Source organism: Caulobacter sp. FV2ps19, from assembly GCF_058681035.1.
In genome coordinates this window covers 2,211,806-2,229,770 of the sequence record NZ_CM178729.1, presented here as the reverse complement: position 1 = coordinate 2,229,770, position 17,965 = coordinate 2,211,806, and the positions used below count along the sequence as shown (strand labels likewise).

Below are 17,965 nucleotides of genomic sequence, written 5' to 3'. Positions count from 1 at the left end.
CGTCAAGGCCTCAATATTTGAAATCGGCAGTGGCCAGCACTGGAAGATTCAAGGTGCGGGCGGCCGAGGCCGGCGTCTGGAGTCCCGGACGCAAGAACATGCGGACTAGGCCCGCGCAGACCGCCGTGAACGCCGCGAACATGAGGGACAGAGCCAAGATCGGCTTCTTGAGGCTTTTCCCCTGAGATGGCGCGACAGCGCGTTGAACAATGCGAATATTGTCACTGCTCTGCGACGACATCCGGCGTTGGGCCTCATCCTGCTGCTCTTTGACGGTGAAATCGCGAACATTGGACGTCAGCACGTCCCGATCCAGGGTCAATTGGTTGAATTGCGGTTCCAGTTGCGCGAGGCGCAGCAGGCGCTGATTGACATCCATGACCTGTTGGCTGGCCGTCGCCTGAGATTCTCGCAGGGCCGCCACTTCGGCGCTAAGGTCATTGCGAGAGGTCTGCAGGGTCTGCCAGATCGGATTTGGGCCGCTGCGGCGCGCCCCTTCGCCCGTCATGCGCCCTGCGGCGATGCCGTGTTCGAGTTGAGCAATCTGGGCGTCGATATCGCGCACGGGGCTCGCGTCAGGACGATAGCGAGAGAGCAGACCCTCACGATCCAGCCTCAATTGATTGAGCTTGGCGGCCGCCGACATGTCGACGTCGCGGTAGAGGACGGCTTCAGCGGGGGTGCGCGCCAGTTCGGCTTCAACGGCGGCCAGCCGGGCCACGCGATCCTGAAGCTGAGCCTCGATCGAATATTTCTGTTGCTCGACCTGACTCTGAAGCTGGGTCAACGTGGTCTTCTGTGAGGTGAAATCACCGATGTCGTTCGTCGTCAGGAAGGACTGATAGCTGGCGTCAGTCTCCTCCAGCTTCTGCTCGAAGATGCTCTTCTGGCGCTGCAACACGCGATCGTCGCCGCCGATCAGCAGACTGCGGCGGTAGATGAGATATTCTTCGAGCAAGGTGTTGAGAACCTTCTCCGCCAGATCGGGGTGTGCGTTCTTGTACGACAGACGGATGATCGAGTTGTCCGGCGCCGTTTCGATCTTCAGGCTGCGCGCAATGGAGTCCCGTCCCAAGGCGATCATCCGGCGTTTGCCCTCAGGCGTCGCGGCGGCGTATTTTCGGGCTTGAGCGGGAAAAACGTTGGCGAAGCCAATCTTGCGGATCACACGTTCGCGCAGTTCGCCGCTGCCCAAAATCTCGGCCTCGGACTGAATGACCTGATCGACATTCGGCACGGCGCCACGACCCGCGTCTCCGGCCCGCGGCTCGTAGACATACTCCTGACCCAGGCGGACGAAGAGACTGGATTCAGCGGTGTAGTTCTTCTTCAGAGTCACCGAGAAGGCGACGCCCAACAGCGCGATGACCAGGAAAACCCCCAGCATCAGAAAGCGTTCGCGCCATAGCAGGGTGATGAAGTCGGTCGGCGCATAGCGCGCACGCGTCGCCCAGTCGCGTTGCGACGGGGGGTCATGCGGCACGCTGGTCCAGGCGCTCGTCGTCGACATTCGAATCCGAAGGGTTCAATCCTGAGCCCAAACTGGTCCGCCCGCTCTTAAGGCTTCGTTACCCATTCCTGTTAAGACTTGCCGCATGCAAAGGCGCACGCACCTCTCCACGGCTTTGGCGATCCTGCTTCTGGCCAGCGGCATGACCGCTTGTAGTCACGTGGACGGTGAACCCCTGACCCCTGCCCCGCGCCCAACGGCGAATTTCCCCAATATCGGCTATGCTGACTGGACCGAGCAGGAGCCCTCCTATCGCTTCTATCCGGGCGATGAGGTCGAGGTGACCGTGGCCTCGGCCACCGAGCTCAACAAATCAGCGATCGTCCAGCCGGACGGGCGCATTGTCTTGCCCTTGCTGGGTCCGGTCATGGCGGCTGACCGGACGATCTATGAGTTGGAAGATGCGGTCACCGAGGCTTATGGCAGCCAATTGCTGCGCCCTCAGGTCCAGGTGTCGGTCAAGGCGACCGCGCCCCTGAAAGTTTTCGTCGGCGGTGAAGTCGGCAATCCGGGCGTCTATGACATGCCCGGCGATGTGGACGCCTTACGCGCCGTCATCCAGGCGGGCGGCTTCAAGGCCTCATCCAAGCGCAGTCAGGTCGTGATCATTCGTCGCGGCCCCGACGGTCGCGCCATGATGCGCACGGCGGATCTTCTGAAGGGGTTGACGAACCCTGGAAGCGGCGTGGACCTGATCCCTCTACGCCGGTTCGACGTGGTCTACGTGCCGCGCAGCGGCGCGGCCGAGACGGGACTGTTCATGCAGCAGTATTTCCGTGACCTGCTGCCGGTGAGTTTCAGCTATGCGGTCAACGGCGTCGGCCAATAGGCTCAGCCGGCAAACGATGGGCCGCTGAACCCGGGAAGCCGGGTTCAGCCGTGGGCCAGCCATTCGCGCGCGGCGCGCTGGGCTTCGGCGACGTCTTCGCTGGCCATCTCCTGCGAGAGTTCCTTGCGATAGACCTTGGCCTCGACCGAACCGCGCATAGCAGCCAGGTTGAACAGCATGTGCGCCGACACGTAGTCGACAGGCGCGCCGCCCTGACCGGTCGAATACATAAGACCCATTCGGAACAGATCGTCGCTCGACGACTCCGGGGTCGGCAGCGGCAGCACGTGAGCGGCTGGGGGTTCAATGCTCATCATCATGGCTTCATTTCCTCGTCCTGACCTATCCCGACGTTCTGTGGGATCACCGGTCTGAATGCAGAAAAGTCCACAGCCGCTGAATATATAGTTAAGCGCGGCGACATCATGAATTTTAGAACGAATACATGTATCGTTCACGGGTGTTACTGAGCGTAAACGCCCATATACAGAGCGTTAACGCAGACGCCACCCGAAGAGATTCTCTTTAGATCTCGCACACTGCATTTCGCCCAAAATAGCCCCATACGCCCCATTTTCGGGTTCTCGGACGGTCATGAAGGATCGCGCCGCTTTCCAGGCCGCGCAACCCCGAACCTTCAGCGACATTCACGACGGACAATTGGCCGCAGATAGAAGTCTGGCCAGTAAGCAGCCGAGAAGGAAGTCCATTCCGCCTGACCAAGTCATTCAGGCGCGGTTCAGCCCAATGGGCCGAGCATCACATTCAGGTCGAGGGATTTGGCGGCGTTAAACCCGCCTGACCACAAGGAGTGGACGAGATGAAACGTCTATTGCTCACTATCGCTGCGGCCGCTTCGGTGGCCGGCCCCATAGCCCTGACGGCTTCTGACGCCTCAGCCCAGGATCGGGGTCGGTGGGATCGTCGCGATCATCACCGTGAACACCGGCGAGATCACGGTGATTCACGGAGTCGCTGGGATAGCGGCCGCCACAATGGCTATTACTACGGCAGCCGGTTCCATTACGGCGCGCCGCCGCCCAGCTATTACGGCCGCCCTGGCTACAGGCCCGGCTATGAGACCTGGCGTCGCGGGTCCTATCTGCCGCGCTATTATCGCGGCGGGACCTATGTCGTGCGAGACTATGGTCGCTATCGTCTGCGGCCGCCGCCCCGCGGCTACTACTGGTATCGCACGGGCAACGACTATGTCCTGGCGGCCATCGCCACGGGCTTGATCTTCGACGTGATCACCAACGGCTATTAGCCAAAGCGCCCCGGAGGCAGCCTCCGGGGCGTGCTGGCCTAAAGGCCCAGCTTGGCCTTCAGCAGGTCATTGACGGTGGCCGGATTGGCCTTGCCGCCCGTTTCCTTCATGACCTGACCGACGAACCAGCCGATGGCCTGAGGCTTTTCCTTCACAGCCGCAGCCTTGTCGGGGTTGCCCGCGATCAACGTATCGATGGCCGCCTCGATGGCGCCGGTGTCGTTGATCTGCACAAGACCGCGCTTCTCGACGATTTCGGCGGGACGTCCCTCGCCGGCCCACATGTGCTCGAAGACCTCCTTGGCGATCTTGGAGCTGATGGTGCCGTTCTCGATCAGCTCGACCAGCTGGGCGATGTCCGACGCCGGCAGCGGCGAGGCGGCGATCTCGTGGCCGTGGGCCGACAGACGGGCCAGCAGCTCATTGGTCACCCAGTTGGCCACCAGCTTGGCGTCGCGGCCCTTGGCGGCGGCCTCGAAATAGTCGGCGCGGTCGCTCTCGATGATCAGCACGCCGGCGTCATAGGCCGACAGGCCATACTGGCTCTGCAGCCGCGCCTTCTTGGCGTCCGGCAGTTCCGGCAGGTTGGCCTCCAGGTCCTTGACCCATTCGGAGTCGAGGATCAGCGGCAGCAGGTCCGGATCGGGGAAGTAGCGATAGTCGTGCGCCTCTTCCTTGGACCGCATCGAGCGGGTCTCGACCTTGGTCGGATCAAACAGGCGGGTCTCCTGATCGATCGTCCCGCCGTCTTCCAGGATCTCGATCTGGCGACGGGCCTCGTACTCGATGGCCTGCTGGATATAGCGATACGAGTTGACGTTCTTGATCTCGCAGCGCGTACCCAAATGGCTGAAGCTGCCGGTCTCGCGGAACTTCTCATAGGCGCCGGGGCGGCAGACCGAGACATTGACGTCGGCGCGCAGGTTGCCCTTGTCCATGTCGCCGTCGCAGGTGCCCAGATAGACGAGGATCGTACGGATCTTCTTCACATAGGCGGCCGCCTCTTCCGAGGTGCGCATGTGGGGCTTGGAGACGATCTCCATCAGCGCCGTGCCGGCCCGGTTCAGGTCGACATAGGTGGCGTTGGGGTCCAGATCGTGGATCGACTTGCCGGCGTCCTGCTCCAGGTGCAGGCGCTCGACGCCGACGTCGAAGCTCGTGCCGTCATCGCGCTCAACGGTGACGACCCCCTCGCCGACGATCGGCTGGTCGAACTGGCTGATCTGATAGCCCTGCGGCAGATCGGGATAGAAGTAGTTCTTGCGGTCGAAACGGCTCTTCAGATTGATCTTGGCCTTCAGACCCAGACCCGTCTTGACCGCCTGCTCGACGCAGAAGCCGTTCAGCACCGGAAGCATGCCGGGCATGGCCGCGTCCACCAGACTGACCTGCTCATTAGGCCCCGCGCCAAAGCCCACGGCGGCGCCGGAGAACAGCTTGGACGTGCTGGCGACCTGGGCGTGGATCTCCAAGCCTAGAACGATTTCCCACGGGCCGGTGCGACCTTGGATGGTTTTGGAATCTTGCGTCATGCGCTTCTCTTACACCGCCCGCCCCCTGGCGGAAAAGCCTTAGGCGGCGGGCGTCGCGGGCCTTTTCTTCGGGAGGCGAACACCGGGCCGGCGGTTCGAGCCTGCAAGACCTTGCGCGCCAAGGACAGTCTAATTTATCCATCACAGGTCCCCACCAGCAGCCAAAGCAAATAAGGCGCCTTCTTGTTGAAATATGTGTCGTTGTGTGTTCAGCGGAACTAGCGCATCACACGATGGTTACCTCCTCGAGACTAGAATTGAGGAGCACAACATGCCCGCCTACAATCAAGTTCTGAATTTCGACGCCCCTGAACCGCGCGTTACGGCGACTTCCGATGCGTCCGCCCTGTTCGCCGCCGCTCCGATCTATGCCCGCCCGTCCAGCCGGCGCTCGTCGAGCAACCTGCCTTTGCTGATCGGCGCGCCGATCGTGCTGTTCGCCGCCGGGGCTCTGGCCTGGACAATGATGCCCAGCGCGACCTCGCCGTCTCAAGCCGCGGCGCCCCAGGCCCAGATGGCGATCACCGATACAGCGCCACTAACCCCGCCCTTGGCGCCGGCCGAGGCGGCGCCCGCTCCGAGCCAGATCGCCGTGAACGATACTTTTCCGCCCACGCCCGCCGTCGCGCCCACTCAACCCGCGACACGGGTAGCCGTCGCTCGCAAAGCGGCCGCGCCGAAAGCCGTCACGGCGCCTGACGCGACCACCGCCGCGTCGGACGTGAGCGCCACGGTTGCGGCCCCGACCGCCCCGGCCGTGTCCATCCCCGAGCCGCCTCCCCTGATGATTCCGGCCCCCATCGCCACGCCAGCAGCACCGGCGGCGATGTCGCCAGCTGAACCCCAATAGCGAAAAAGGGCGGCTCCTCGCGGAGCCGCCCTTTCTATTTCACCACCAGCGGGCGGCCTTGGCGGTAAAGCCGGCCGCCTTTTCCATGGCCCCTGCCACCGAGAACACCGTCCCCTCGTCCAGAGGCTTGCCGATGATCTGCAGGCCCAGCGGCAGGCCGTTGGCGTCAAGACCCGCCGGCAGCGACAGACCTGGCAGGCCCGCCAGGTTGGTCGTCACCGTGAAGACGTCGTTCAGATACATGGCGATCGGGTCGTTGCTGTTCTCGCCCAGCCCGAACGCCGCCGACGGCGCGGTCGGGGTCAGGATGGCGTCGCAGCGCTCCCAGGCCTTGTCGAAGTCCTCGGCGATGCGGCGGCGCACCTTCAGGGCCTTCAGATAGTAGGCGTCGTAATAGCCGGCCGAGAGCACATAGGTGCCGATCATGATCCGGCGCTTGACCTCGTCGCCGAAGCCTTCGGCCCGGGTGTTTTCGTAGATCTCGGTCAGGTTGGCGCCCTGCGCCCGATGGCCGTAGCGCATGCCGTCATAGCGGGCCAGGTTCGAGGAGGCCTCGGCCGGGGCGACGATGTAATAGGCCGGCAGGGCGTATTTGGTGTGCGGCAGGCTGATCTCGACGATCTCGCACCCAGCTTCTTTCAACCATTCAATGCCGTCGGCCCACAGCTTCTCGATCTCGGCGGGCATGTTGTCGACGCGGTATTCCTTGGGAATGCCGATCCGCAGACCCTTGATCGACTTGCCGACATACAGGCTGAAGTCGGGCACTTCGACGTCGAGGCTGGTCGAATCCTTGGGGTCGTGACCGCACATCGAGGTCAGCAGGATGGCGGCGTCCTCGACCGTCTTGGCGATCGGTCCGGCCTGGTCCAGCGAGCTGGCGAAGGCCACGACGCCCCAGCGCGAGCAGCGACCATAGGTGGGCTTGATGCCGACCGTGCCGGTGAAGGCGGCAGGCTGGCGGATCGAGCCGCCGGTGTCGGTGGCGGTCGCCCCCAGGCACAGGTCGGCGGCCACGGCCGCGGCGCTGCCGCCCGACGAACCGCCGGGGGTCAGGGGCTTGTTGCTGGCCGACGAGCGCCAGGGATTGGTCACCGGGCCAAAGGCGCTGGTCTCGTTGGACGAGCCCATGGCGAACTGATCCAGGTTCAGCTTGCCCAGCATCACCGCCCCGTCACGCCACAGCTGGCTGGTGACGGTGGATTCGTACTGCGGAATGAAGTTGCCCAGGATGTTCGAGCAGGCCGTGGTGCGGATGTCCTTGGTGCAGAACAGGTCCTTCACACCCAGCGGCGCGCCGTCCAGCGGCCCCCGCAGGTCCAGCGCCCGGCGGGCGTCCGAAGCGGCGGCCATCGACAGGGCGTGCTCGGGCGTCTCCAGGACGAAGGCGTTCAGCGGCCGCGCGGCCTCGATCGCCTCGATATGGGCCGTGGTCAGCTCCACCGAAGTGAAGTCGCCGGCGTTGAGGCCGTCGAGGGCGCCCTTCAGGGTCAGGGACGTGAGCGCACTCATTATTCGACCACCTTGGGCACGACGAAGAAGCCGTCGACAGACTTGGGCGCGTTGAAGGTGATCATCCCGGCGTCACCGCCCATGGTGACCACATCCTCGCGCAGCGGCGCGCCGGCGCCGACCACGCTGGTCAGCGGTTCGACGCCGTCGGTGTTCACCTCGGCCAGCTGCTCGATCCACGTCATGATGCCGTTGAGTTCCTGGGCCAGCCCTTCCAGGCGTTCCTCGGGTTCCGCGATCCGCGCGAGCCGCGCGACCTTGCGCACTGTGGCGACGTCAATGGCCATGGGGGCCTCCTGAATTCCAAGCGCGTGGGTTAGCCGTCAGAGGGGCGCTTTGACAAGTCGTTCCCCGTGATAAGAGGGGCAATGCCTGTACTCGACATCGAAGAATTCGCCGCCGCCATCCCCGACTACCTGCCGATCGTCGGGCTGGATCCGGGCGAGAAGACCATCGGCGTGGCCGTGTCCGACGTCACCCTGACGGTCGCCAGCCCCCTGGCCCTGATCCGCAAGACCAAGTTCAGCGAGGACGCCGCCACCCTGTTCCAGCTGATGGGCAGCCGCAAGGCGGCCGGCATCGTCATCGGCCTGCCGATGAACATGGACGGCACCGAAGGCGTCCGCTGCCAGTCCAACCGGGCCCTGGGTCGCAACCTGCTGCGCCTGCAGCCGCACGTGCCGATCACCTTCTGGGACGAGCGGCTGTCGACCGCCGCGGTCACCCGGGTGCTGATCGAGGAGCACGACGTCAACCGCAAGCGCCGCGCCGAGGTCGTCGACAAGATGGCCGCCGGCTGGATCCTGCAGGGCGCGCTGGAGCGCATGCGGGGGATGCGCGAGGCGGCGGGGAAGGTTTAGGCGGTTCGTCATCACGGGTTCCCTCGGCCGGGGTCTGTCCCCGTCCACTGCCCCCCTCCGCGCTGCGCGCTCCGCCCCCGGAGGGGGAAGACGATCGCGACAGCGGTCCGTAGGGGGCAAGTGTCATCGGCCTCACGCGATCTCTCGCTGAAGGGATGGAAAGGGCTGCGGAGCGTCCGGACGACGTCCGGATGAGTTAGACAAAATACCGTTTCGACGAAGCCAGACGCTCCGCGCGATCGTTTTCCCTCAGGCCGGGCAGCTTGGGCCTTCTCAGCCCTCCACCCCGCACGGTCATCCCTGTCCCTGGGCCTTGGCCGGCGCATCCTTATGGACCGCCGCCGGTCTCCAGTCGTCCGGCGCCGCATTAACCTTCGGGCGGTCGGGCCTTCCAGCGTGAAGGTCCCCGGCGGGCAAGTTTAAGATCCTCGCCCACTGTTTCATGTGACCCGGCGACGAAGGCCTCCTTCTGAGACCTCCACTTTCCAGCATCGGAGCAACCCGCCCCGCGCCGCCTTCGACTCCCGCTCGATCGCCCCCCGCCGCCGCAATGGTCGCTGGCCTTGCGCCCTTCCCGTGCGACGAGGTGGGTTTAGAATACGGCAGGTCTGAACGCGTCTGATTGGGGAGATCGTTTTATTTGCAGAGCGTTGATAAGGATTAGGTTTTTGTGGAATTGGACGGGGATAAACTGCGCTCTATCCCCGCCCTTGCCCCCTACGGACCGCTGTAGCGGTCGTCTTCCCCCGGAGGGGGAAGATGAAGGGCGCGGATCTCATCTTCCCCTTCCAGGGGGAAGACGACCGCGACAGCGGGCCGTAGGGGGCCTGCGGCGTCGGCCAACTATCCCCATCCAGCGCACCCGCCGGCCTTCCCTCCCCCGGCAAAGCCGCCTATGACACCGTTTCATGACGGCCACCGCCCATGATCCCGCCCGCGTCGCGCTCGACGCGATCCGCAAGCGCGCCTTTGCGTTCCCCAAACGCCATTTCCTGTCCGCCGGCGACCTGAATGCGCCCCAGGCGGCCGACCTGCTGGACCTGGCCGAGGCCTTCGTGGCCTTCAACCGCCAGACCTCCAAGTCGCTGGACATCCTCAAGGGTCGCACCTTGATGAACCTGTTCTTCGAGAACAGCACCCGCACCCAGTCCAGCTTCGAGATCGCCGGCAAGCGCCTGGGCGCCGACGTGGTCAATATGAGCCCGCGCACCTCGTCGATCACCAAGGGCGAGACCCTGATCGACACCGCCGTGACCCTCAACGCCATGCGCCCCGACCTTCTGGTGGTGCGCCACGCCTCGTCGGGCGCGGCCAGCTTGCTGAGCCAGAAGGTCAGCGGCCACGTGATCAACGCCGGCGACGGCCAGCATGAGCATCCCACCCAGGCGGTCTTGGACGCCCTGTCGATCCGCCGCGCCTTTGGTCGGGTCTCGGGCCTGACCGTGGCCATCTGCGGCGACGTGCTGCACAGCCGCGTGGCGCGCTCGAACGTCGCCCTGCTGCATACCCTGGGGGCCAGCGTGCGGCTGGTGGGCCCCGCCACCCTGATCCCGGCCCAGGCCGAGCGCTGGGGCGTCACCGTCCACAACGACATGAAATCGGGCCTGGCCGGGGCCGATGTGGTGATGATGCTGCGCCTGCAGCTGGAACGGATGCAGGGCGCCTTCGTGCCCTCGACCCGCGAATATTTCCGCTTCTACGGCCTGGATCGCGAAAAGCTGTCCCGCGCCGCGCCGGGGGCCAGGGTCATGCACCCGGGGCCGATGAACCGGGGTGTCGAGATTGATTCCGACGTCGCCGACGATCCCGAGATCAGCCTGATCCAGGACCAGGTCGAAATGGGCGTCGCCGCCCGGATGGCGGTGCTGACCAGCCTGGCCGCGCGGATCGGGGAGGCGGGGCGATGAACCGCCCTGCGTCCTTCGAGGCTCACCTGCGGTTCGCACCTCAGGATGAGGTTTTCAGCAACACAATTCCTCTTCCTGAGGCGCCCGCCCCCTCTTTGCCTAAGGGGCGGGCCTCGAAGGACGCACGGCGCAAGCCCGAGTTTCGATCATGAACGCTCCCCAGCCCATAGCCTTCACCAACGCCCGCCTCGTTGACCCTGAAAGCGGCTATGACGGTCCCGGCGGCGTCATCGTTTCCGAAGGCGTCATCGCCGACGTGGCCAAGGGTCGCGCGTTCGGCAAGCTGGGCAAGGGCGTCCGCATCGTCGACTGCGGCGGCGCGATGCTGGCGCCGGGCCTGATCGACCTGCGCGTCAAGACCGGCGAGCCCGGCGCCGAAACCAAGGAAACCCTGGCCTCGGCCGCCCGCGCCGCCGCGGCTGGCGGCGTGACCTCGATCGTCGTCCAGCCCGACACCGATCCGGCCGTCGATGATCCCAGCGTGGTGGACTTCATTCTGCGCCGCGCCCGCGACATCGACAGCGCCCGCATCCTGTGCGCCGGCGCGGCGACCAAGGGCCTGAAGGGCGAGCGGATGGCCGAGATCGGCCTGATGCGTGAAGCGGGCTGCGTCTATATCACCGACGCCGACCACCCGATCGTCGACAGCAAGGTCTTCCAGCGCATCCTGACCTACGCCAAGGGCTTCGACACCCTTCTGGCTCATCGGCCGATGGATCTGTGGCTGGCCCAGGGCGGCGCGGCGATCGGCGGCGAGTTCGCCGGCCGCATGGGCCTGCCCTCGATCTCGCCGATGGCCGAGCGGATCATGCTGGAACGCGACATCGCCCTGCTGGAAGCCTCCGGCGGCCGCCTGCTGGTCGACCAGATCACCAGCGCCGGCGCCCTGGAGACCCTGGCGCGGGGCAAGGCCAAGGGGCTGCGCCTGCACGCCAGCGTGTCGATCAACCACCTGTCGTTCAATGAACTGGACGTCGGCGACTATCGCACCTTCGCCAAGCTCTCACCGCCCCTGCGCGGCGAGGACGACCGCCAGGCCCTGATCGAGGCCCTGGCGTCAGGGCTGATCGACATCGTCGTCTCGGCCCACGCCCCGGCGCCCGCCGAGGACAAGCGTCTGCCGTTCGATGAGGCCGCGCCCGGCGCCGTGGGTCTGGAGACCCTGCTGCCGGCCCTGCTGAACCTCTATCACGACGAGCGGCTGCCGCTGGTCGACCTGATCCGCGCGGTGACCCTGGCCCCGGCCGAGCTGCTGGGCCTGCGCGGCGGACGGATCGCGCCGGGGGCCCCCGCCGATCTGGTGCTGTGCGACATCGACGCCCCGATCATTGTCGACGCCGCCAAGCTGCTGTCAAAGTCCAAGAACTCGCCGTTCGACGGACGACGGCTGCAGGGTCAGGTCTTGATGACGCTGGTGGATGGGCGCATCGTTCACCACGCCGAAGGGTAGGCAAACCGATCACCGCAGGGGTGAAATGGCCGGATCTCGATCGTCCTCCGCCTGGGCCTATGCCCTGGTCTTCGCCCTGATCGCGTCGAGTGTCAGCACCCTGGCCGTGCTCGCCGTGGCCACGCTCAGCGCGATGGCCCCTTCGGCGCGCTATGACCTCGGCCTGCCTGGCGTGCTCGCCAACCCGGTCATGCTGGTCTTCAGCTGGGCCTACGGCCTGATGCCGGCCGGCCTGACGGGTCTGGCCGCGTCGATCGCCCGCCGCGGCGGGACCCGTTTTCGCTTCAGGCTGATCTGCGCGATGGTGGGCGGCGCGACCTCAGCGCTGTTCTGCCTGCCCTGGGGCCTTTCGATCGAGACGGCGATCACCGGGGCCGCCTATGGCGGGGCCGGCGCCCTGGTCGCCGCCATCCTGACCAGCCGACTGATCCGGCGGCGCGTAGCGTCGGCGTGAGGAGTCCGAGAACGTCTCCTCGGCGGGGCGCGATCGAGATTTTGCCCCTCGCCCGACTCTGCTGCTACACCATGCCCACTCGCAATCCTTGCGCAGCGATTGAAATCGCGCGCAACTCGCCTTAGAGTCGAACTGTGCAAGATCTCGCCCAAGCCGTCTATCTCACACTCGCGATCACGGTCGTCGGAGGCTATCTCCTCGGCTCGATCCCGTTTGGCCTGATCGCCACGCGGCTGGGCGGCGCGGGCGACATCCGCCAGATCGGCTCGGGCAATATCGGCGCGACCAATGTGCTGCGCTCGGGGCGCAAGGACCTGGCGGCCATCACCCTGATCGGCGACGCCGGCAAGGGCGCCCTGGCCGTGCTGCTGGCCCGCTGGCTGACCCACGACAGCGCCGCCATCGTCGCCCTGGCCGGCGGGGCCGCGTTCCTGGGCCACCTGTTCCCCATCTGGCTGAAGTTCAAGGGCGGCAAGGGCGTGGCCACCTTCTACGGCGTGCTGCTGGCCGCCTGCTGGCCGGTGGGCGTGCTGGCGGCGATCACCTGGCTGGCCATGGCGGCCCTGTTCCGCATCAGCTCGCTGGCCGCCCTGACCGCCGCCGCCCTGGCCGGCCCGTTCGTGCTGGCCACCGACCAGCCCTATCCGATGCTCAGCCTGGCCCTGTTCATGGCGGTGCTGATCTTCATCCGCCACCGCGAGAACATCGCCCGCCTGCTGAAGGGCGAAGAGCCCCGGATCGGCCAGAAGAAGACGGTGGAGACGCCGCCGCCGGCCGCGTGACCCCTTTTTTCGCATGACTTTGGGTCGCCTCTCGGACCTTCAGCGCCTGGCCTGGCTAAGGCTGGCGCGCACCGAGACGGTCGGCCCCGTCGCCTTCGACCATCTGCTGGCCCGCTTCGGCACGCCCGAACGCGCGCTGTCCGCCCTGCCCGACCTGTCGCGCCGCGGCGGCCGCGCCACGCCCCTGAACCTCCCCCTGCGCGAGACGATCGAGCGCGAGCTGGAGGCCGGCGCGGCCCTGGGCGCACGCTTGATCTGCGGCTGCGAACCCGACTTCCCGGCCCGTCTGGCGGCTCTGGATCCGCCGCCGCCGGTGCTGTGGGCCCTGGGCCGCGCCGAGCTCTTGCCCCAGCCCTGCATCGCCATCGTCGGCGCGCGCATCGCCTCGGCCGCCGGCCAGCGCTTCGCGCGCCAGTTGGCCGTCGAACTGGGCGAAGCCGGCCATGTGATCGTCAGCGGCATGGCGCGCGGCGTCGATGGCGCGGCCCATGAGGGGAGCCTGCGCACCGGCTCGATCGCCGTGCTGGGCGGCGGGGTCGGCGACATCTATCCGCCCGAGCATCACACGCTGCACGCCCGCCTCGCCGCCGAGGGCTGCGTGGTCAGCGAAAGCGCCCCCGACCGCCGGGCCCAGGCCAAGGACTTCCCGCGCCGCAACCGCATCATCTCGGGCCTGTCGCTGGGGGTGGTGGTGGTCGAGGCCGAGCTGAAATCCGGCTCGCTGATCACCGCCCGCCTGGCCGCCGAACAGGGCCGCGACGTCTTCGCCGTGCCTGGTTCGCCGCTGGACCCCCGCGCCCGGGGAACCAACGACCTGATCCGCCAGGGCGCGATCCTGTGCGAAGGGGCCGAGGACGTCCTGCGCTCGCTGTCGGGCCAGAGCCATCTGCGCGAGCGCGAACGCGACTACCAGGGCGAGCCGGACGCCGAGCTCGATCTGGACGCCCTGCGCGAGCGTCTCGCCGCCCTGCTCTCGCCCACGGCCGTATCGCGCGACGAGCTGGTCCGGGCGACGGGCGCCCCGACCTCGGCGGTGATGGCGGCCCTGGTCGAACTGGCCCTGGCCGACCGGGCGGAGTTTCTGACCGGCGGGATGGTGGCGACAGGCTCAGGCCCAGCCTGACGAATCTCAATCAGACGGTGTAGTCTGCATCGCCGCTCTCAAGGATCACCGCATTGGACCAGTCCTCCGTCACCGACCTGTTCGATCGCGCGGTCGAGGCCAGCGGCGCGGGCCTCCGCCAGGAGGCCGAGGCCGGCTTCCGCGCCGTGCTGGACGCGGACCCGGATCACGCCGAAGCGCAGTTTGGCCTGGGCCTGACCCTGATGGCCGCGGGGCGATATGCTGAAGCCCTCCCGTCCCTGCAGAGCGCCGCGGAGTCCCGGCGGGCCGAGCCGGTCTGGCTGGTCTGTCTGGGCCAGGTTCGCTATCTGACGGGCGACTTCGCCGGCGCCATCGAGGCTTTCGACCGCGCCCGGAGTCTGGGCGACCTGCCCGCCAACGCCGGGCGGGTGCGCGCCAGGGCCGCGGCCATGAGGGCTATGCTCAATGGCGTTCTGATCGACGACGCCCTGTCGCTGTTCGGCGGCGACGCCGAGGAGACGGCGGCCCTGGCCCGCGAGGCCTTCGCCACCTTCTCGAGCTCAAATCACTTGAAAGCCGCCAGCGCCGTCGAGGCCTGGCTGGCGCGGAACACGCCCCAGGCGTGAAGGTCTGAAAGGCTGAACGACGCGTCCGGGACGCGCGAGATCTAGGGTCAAAACTCAATTAGAACTCAAACTCCTACCCGTCTCCCCGGCGAAGGCTGGGGCCCAGATTCATCCTGAGCGTTTGGGGATGATGCGCCCTCAAAAGCGCCAAACCGACCCAGTCTCTGGGCTCGATCTGGATCCCGGCATTCGCCGGGAAGACGGAAACATGGGGTAGCTTGTCGAGCAGTTGAGCGCGAGATCTAGATCGAAAGGTCGACCAGCAAACCCGTGCCCTGGGCCGGCGCGGCGCGGATGGCCTGCTTCAGCTGGTCGGCGATCTGGGCGCGCTCAGCGTTCGACGTCACCGGGCGCACGGGCTGGATGGGCGAAACATACCCTTCAGTCGCGATCCTGTTGACGGTCAGATCCAAGGCGGGTTCCAGGCAAAAGTCAGGTCTTGAGCCTGGAACAAAGCATACCCCCCCTTAACAATCGGCTACCAAATCGCGGGAAACGACGCCGTTTCAACAGCCCGCGTTGACAGACACCCCATCGCGCCCCCACTTTCCGCCGCTCGCCTCCGAGGCGATCCTTCTGCCAAGGTCCAAGAGTCCTAATGAACGTCGTCGTCGTCGAGAGCCCGGCCAAGGCCAAGACCATCAACAAGTATCTCGGGTCCGACTATACGGTTCTCGCCTCGTACGGTCACATCCGTGACCTGCCGTCGAAGGATGGCTCGGTGGAGCCCGACAACGACTTCGCGATGAGCTGGGAGATCGACGCCAAGTCGTCCAAGCGCGTCTCCGACATCATCGACGCGATGAAGGGGGCCGACCGCCTGATCCTGGCCACCGACCCCGACCGCGAAGGGGAAGCGATCAGCTGGCACATCCTGGAAGTCCTTCAGAAGAAGAAGGCGGTCAAGGGCATGACCGTCCAGCGCGTGACGTTCAACGCCATCACCAAGGCCTCGGTTCTGGAGGCCATGGCCAATCCGCGCGACATCGACATGGAGCTGGTCGAGGCCTATCTGGCCCGCCGCGCGCTGGACTATCTGGTCGGCTTCACCCTCTCGCCGGTCCTGTGGCGCAAGCTGCCGGGCAGCCGCTCGGCCGGCCGCGTGCAATCGGTCTGCCTGCGCCTGATCGTCGAGCGCGAGATGGAGATCGAGCGCTTCAAGACCCAGGAATACTGGAGCGTCGACGCCGACGTCTCGGCCGGCGCCGATCCGTTCCTGGCCCGCCTGGTCAAGCACGAGGGCAAGCGCCTCACCAAGTTCGACCTGGGCAACGAGGGCTCGGCCCTGGCCGCCAAGGCGGCCGTCGAAAAGGCGGTGTTCAAGATCGCCGCCGTCGAGAAGAAGCCGGGCAAGCGCTCGCCCGCCCCGCCCTTCACCACCTCGACCCTGCAGCAGGAAGCCTCGCGCAAACTGGGCTTCTCGGCCCAGCGCACCATGCAGGCGGCGCAGAAGCTGTATGAAGGCATCGACATCGGCGGCGAGACCGTCGGCCTGATCACCTATATGCGAACCGACGGCGTGGCGGTGGGTCCTGAAGGGATCGCCGAGGCCCGCGAGGTGATCGGCAATGTCTATGGCAAGGACTACGTCCCCGAGACGCCGCGCTACTACAAGGTCAAGGCCAAGAACGCCCAGGAGGCGCACGAAGCCATCCGGCCGACCAGCCTGGGCCGCAATCCCGGCTCGCTGCGTCTGGAGCCCGATCTGGGCCGCCTGTACGAGCTGATCTGGAAGCGGATGATCGCCTCGCAGATGGAAAGCGCCCGCATCGAGCGCACCACGGTCGACATCGAAAGCCACGACGGCCAGACCGGCCTGCGGGCCACCGGCCAGGTCGTGCTCTTCCCCGGCTATCTGACCGTCTACGAAGAAGGCCGCGATGATGACGGCGACGAGGACAGCGCCCGCCTGCCGATGATCACCGAAGGCGCCGCCGCCAAGGTGATCGACGCCCGCGCCGACCAGCACTTCACCGAACCGCCCCCGCGCTATTCGGAAGCCAGCCTGGTCAAGAAGATGGAAGAGCTGGGGATCGGCCGTCCGTCGACCTACGCCTCGGTCCTGACCGTGCTGCGCGACCGCGAATATGTGAAGATGGAGAAGAACCGCTTCATCCCCGAGGACAAGGGCCGCCTGGTCACAGCGTTCCTGGAGCAGTTCTTCCGCCGCTACGTGGAATACGACTTCACCGCCGGCCTCGAGGAACAGCTGGACCTGGTGTCGGACGGCAAGCTGGACTGGAAGCAGTTCCTGCGCGACTTCTGGAAGGAATTCCACGCCGCCGTCGGCGAGATCGCAGAACTGCGCGTCACCAATGTGCTGGACGCTCTGAACGACGCGCTTGGCCCGCACATCTTCCCCGACAAGGGCGACGGTTCCAACCCGCGTCTCTGCCCCACCTGCGGCACGGGCATGTTGTCGCTGAAGGTCGGCAAGTTCGGCGCCTTCATCGGCTGTTCCAACTATCCGGAATGCCGCTTCACCCGCCAGCTGGCCACCGCCGAAGGCGAAGGCGAGGCCGAGGCCGCCGACAAGGAGCTGGGCATCAATCCGGCCACCGGTCGCGCCGTGTGGCTGAAGAACGGCCGCTTTGGCCCCTATGTCGAAGAGCCGGCCGCTGTCGATAGCGGCGACAAGCCCAAACGCTCCAGCCTGCCCAAGGGCTGGCTGCCCGGCGCCGTGGATCTGGAAAAGGCCCTGCGCCTGCTGGCCCTGCCGCGCGAGGTGGGCCTGCACCCCGACGACGGCAAGAAGATCACCGCCGGCCTCGGCCGGTTCGGGCCCTTCGTGCTGCACGAAGGCACCTACGCCAATCTGGAGAACCCCGAAGAGGTGTTCGACATCGGCCTGAACCGCGCGGTCGCCCTGCTGGCCGACAAGCGGGCCGGCGGCGGACGTCCGCAACGCGGTCAGGCCGCGGCCTTGGCCGATCTGGGCGTCCACCCCGAGGACGGCAAGCCGGTGAAGGTGCTGTCGGGCCGCTTTGGGCCCTATATCAAGCACGGCGACACCAACGCCAATGTGCCCAAGGGCGCCGATCCGGCCGCCCTGACCCTGGACGAGGCCGTGGTGCTGCTGGCCGAACGCGTCGCCAAGGGCGGCGGCAAGAAGCCGGCCAAGAAGGCCGCCGCGAAAAAGGCTCCTGCCAAGACCACCGCCAAGGCCAAGGCTGTCGCGACGGACGGCGCCGCGCCGGCCAAGAAGGCTGCGGCCAAGAAACCCGCCGCCAAGAAGGCCGCCGCCAAGAAACCGGCAGCCAAGAAGCCGACCAAGGCGGAGGCCTGAGCCCTACCCATGAACA

At 66.4% G+C, this 17,965-nt stretch carries 16 protein-coding genes and 2 pseudogenes; 12 read left to right on the top strand and 6 right to left on the bottom strand.

The window, feature by feature from the left end; genetic code table 11:
- Window positions 1-10: 10 nt before the first annotated feature.
- The gene (locus ACW18B_RS10725) at window positions 11-1,510 is read right to left on the bottom strand and encodes a GumC family protein (protein ID WP_492047033.1); all 1,500 of its coding nucleotides are present in this window, start codon (window positions 1,508-1,510) and stop codon (window positions 11-13) included.
- Between the two features lie 85 nt (window positions 1,511-1,595).
- Between ACW18B_RS10725 and ACW18B_RS10720 the strand changes: the two genes are divergently transcribed.
- The gene (locus tag ACW18B_RS10720; RefSeq protein ID WP_492047032.1) at window positions 1,596-2,339 is read left to right on the top strand and encodes a polysaccharide biosynthesis/export family protein; all 744 of its coding nucleotides are present in this window, start codon (window positions 1,596-1,598) and stop codon (window positions 2,337-2,339) included.
- Window positions 2,340-2,383: 44 nt separating this feature from the next.
- Here ACW18B_RS10720 and ACW18B_RS10715 read toward each other — a convergent pair whose 3' ends face one another.
- Window positions 2,384-2,659 (bottom strand): sel1 repeat family protein, encoded by a 276-nt coding sequence (locus ACW18B_RS10715; protein ID WP_492047031.1) that lies wholly within the window; start codon window positions 2,657-2,659, stop codon window positions 2,384-2,386.
- Between the two features lie 500 nt (window positions 2,660-3,159).
- On the opposite strand from ACW18B_RS10715, the gene ACW18B_RS10710 reads away from it, so the two are divergent.
- The gene (locus ACW18B_RS10710; protein WP_492047030.1) at window positions 3,160-3,606 is read left to right on the top strand and encodes an RcnB family protein; all 447 of its coding nucleotides are present in this window, start codon (window positions 3,160-3,162) and stop codon (window positions 3,604-3,606) included.
- A 38-nt stretch (window positions 3,607-3,644) separates the two neighbouring features.
- On the opposite strand, the gene gatB is transcribed toward ACW18B_RS10710, so the two are convergent.
- Window positions 3,645-5,138 carry an Asp-tRNA(Asn)/Glu-tRNA(Gln) amidotransferase subunit GatB gene (gene gatB / locus ACW18B_RS10705; protein ID WP_492047029.1) on the bottom strand — a complete coding sequence of 498 codons (1,494 nt, stop codon included), beginning with the start codon at window positions 5,136-5,138 and terminating at the stop codon, window positions 3,645-3,647.
- 271 nt (window positions 5,139-5,409) lie between these two features.
- Here gatB and ACW18B_RS10700 point away from each other — a divergent pair, with 271 nt between their 5' ends.
- Window positions 5,410-5,988, top strand: a complete 579-nt coding sequence (locus ACW18B_RS10700; RefSeq protein ID WP_492047028.1) for a hypothetical protein — start codon at window positions 5,410-5,412, stop codon at window positions 5,986-5,988.
- A gap of 39 nt (window positions 5,989-6,027) precedes the next feature.
- Here ACW18B_RS10700 and gatA read toward each other — a convergent pair whose 3' ends face one another.
- Both gatA and gatC read right to left on the bottom strand, forming a co-directional pair.
- Window positions 6,028-7,500: an Asp-tRNA(Asn)/Glu-tRNA(Gln) amidotransferase subunit GatA gene (gene gatA, locus ACW18B_RS10695; RefSeq protein WP_492047027.1), complete on the bottom strand. Its 1,473-nt coding sequence runs from the start codon at window positions 7,498-7,500 to the stop codon at window positions 6,028-6,030.
- Complete coding sequence (gene gatC, locus ACW18B_RS10690) at window positions 7,500-7,787, bottom strand: Asp-tRNA(Asn)/Glu-tRNA(Gln) amidotransferase subunit GatC (protein ID WP_492047026.1); 288 nt, start codon at window positions 7,785-7,787, stop codon at window positions 7,500-7,502. The genes gatA and gatC overlap by 1 nt, the downstream gene beginning before the upstream one ends.
- Window positions 7,788-7,868: 81 nt before the next feature.
- On the opposite strand from gatC, the gene ruvX reads away from it, so the two are divergent.
- The 8 genes and pseudogenes from ruvX to ACW18B_RS10650 all read left to right on the top strand — a co-directional run.
- Window positions 7,869-8,360: a Holliday junction resolvase RuvX gene (gene ruvX / locus ACW18B_RS10685; RefSeq protein ID WP_492047024.1), complete on the top strand. Its 492-nt coding sequence runs from the start codon at window positions 7,869-7,871 to the stop codon at window positions 8,358-8,360.
- A 475-nt stretch (window positions 8,361-8,835) separates the two neighbouring features.
- Window positions 8,836-8,972 (top strand): annotated as a pseudogene (locus ACW18B_RS10680) (hypothetical protein); the annotation flags it as partial.
- 296 nt (window positions 8,973-9,268) lie between these two features.
- Window positions 9,269-10,267 (top strand): aspartate carbamoyltransferase catalytic subunit, encoded by a 999-nt coding sequence (locus tag ACW18B_RS10675; protein ID WP_492047023.1) that lies wholly within the window; start codon window positions 9,269-9,271, stop codon window positions 10,265-10,267.
- Window positions 10,268-10,415: 148 nt separating this feature from the next.
- The gene (pyrC, locus tag ACW18B_RS10670) at window positions 10,416-11,717 is read left to right on the top strand and encodes a dihydroorotase (protein ID WP_492047022.1); all 1,302 of its coding nucleotides are present in this window, start codon (window positions 10,416-10,418) and stop codon (window positions 11,715-11,717) included.
- Between the two features lie 25 nt (window positions 11,718-11,742).
- On the top strand, window positions 11,743-12,171 hold the full coding sequence (locus ACW18B_RS10665; RefSeq protein WP_492047021.1) for a hypothetical protein: 429 nt from the start codon (window positions 11,743-11,745) through the stop codon (window positions 12,169-12,171).
- A 134-nt stretch (window positions 12,172-12,305) separates the two neighbouring features.
- The gene (gene plsY / locus ACW18B_RS10660; RefSeq protein WP_492047020.1) at window positions 12,306-12,953 is read left to right on the top strand and encodes a glycerol-3-phosphate 1-O-acyltransferase PlsY; all 648 of its coding nucleotides are present in this window, start codon (window positions 12,306-12,308) and stop codon (window positions 12,951-12,953) included.
- 13 nt (window positions 12,954-12,966) lie between these two features.
- A complete protein-coding gene (dprA, locus tag ACW18B_RS10655) occupies window positions 12,967-14,076 on the top strand; it encodes a DNA-processing protein DprA (protein WP_492047019.1) in 1,110 nt (369 codons plus the stop codon).
- Window positions 14,077-14,129: 53 nt separating this feature from the next.
- Window positions 14,130-14,420, top strand: a pseudogene (locus ACW18B_RS10650) (tetratricopeptide repeat protein); the annotation flags it as partial.
- 485 nt (window positions 14,421-14,905) lie between these two features.
- Here the strand turns inward: ACW18B_RS10650 and ACW18B_RS10645 are convergent.
- On the bottom strand, window positions 14,906-15,076 hold the full coding sequence (locus tag ACW18B_RS10645; RefSeq protein ID WP_492047018.1) for a hypothetical protein: 171 nt from the start codon (window positions 15,074-15,076) through the stop codon (window positions 14,906-14,908).
- 185 nt (window positions 15,077-15,261) lie between these two features.
- Here ACW18B_RS10645 and topA point away from each other — a divergent pair, with 185 nt between their 5' ends.
- A complete protein-coding gene (gene topA, locus ACW18B_RS10640) occupies window positions 15,262-17,949 on the top strand; it encodes a type I DNA topoisomerase (protein ID WP_492047017.1) in 2,688 nt (895 codons plus the stop codon).
- The last annotated feature ends 16 nt before the right edge of the window (window positions 17,950-17,965 follow it).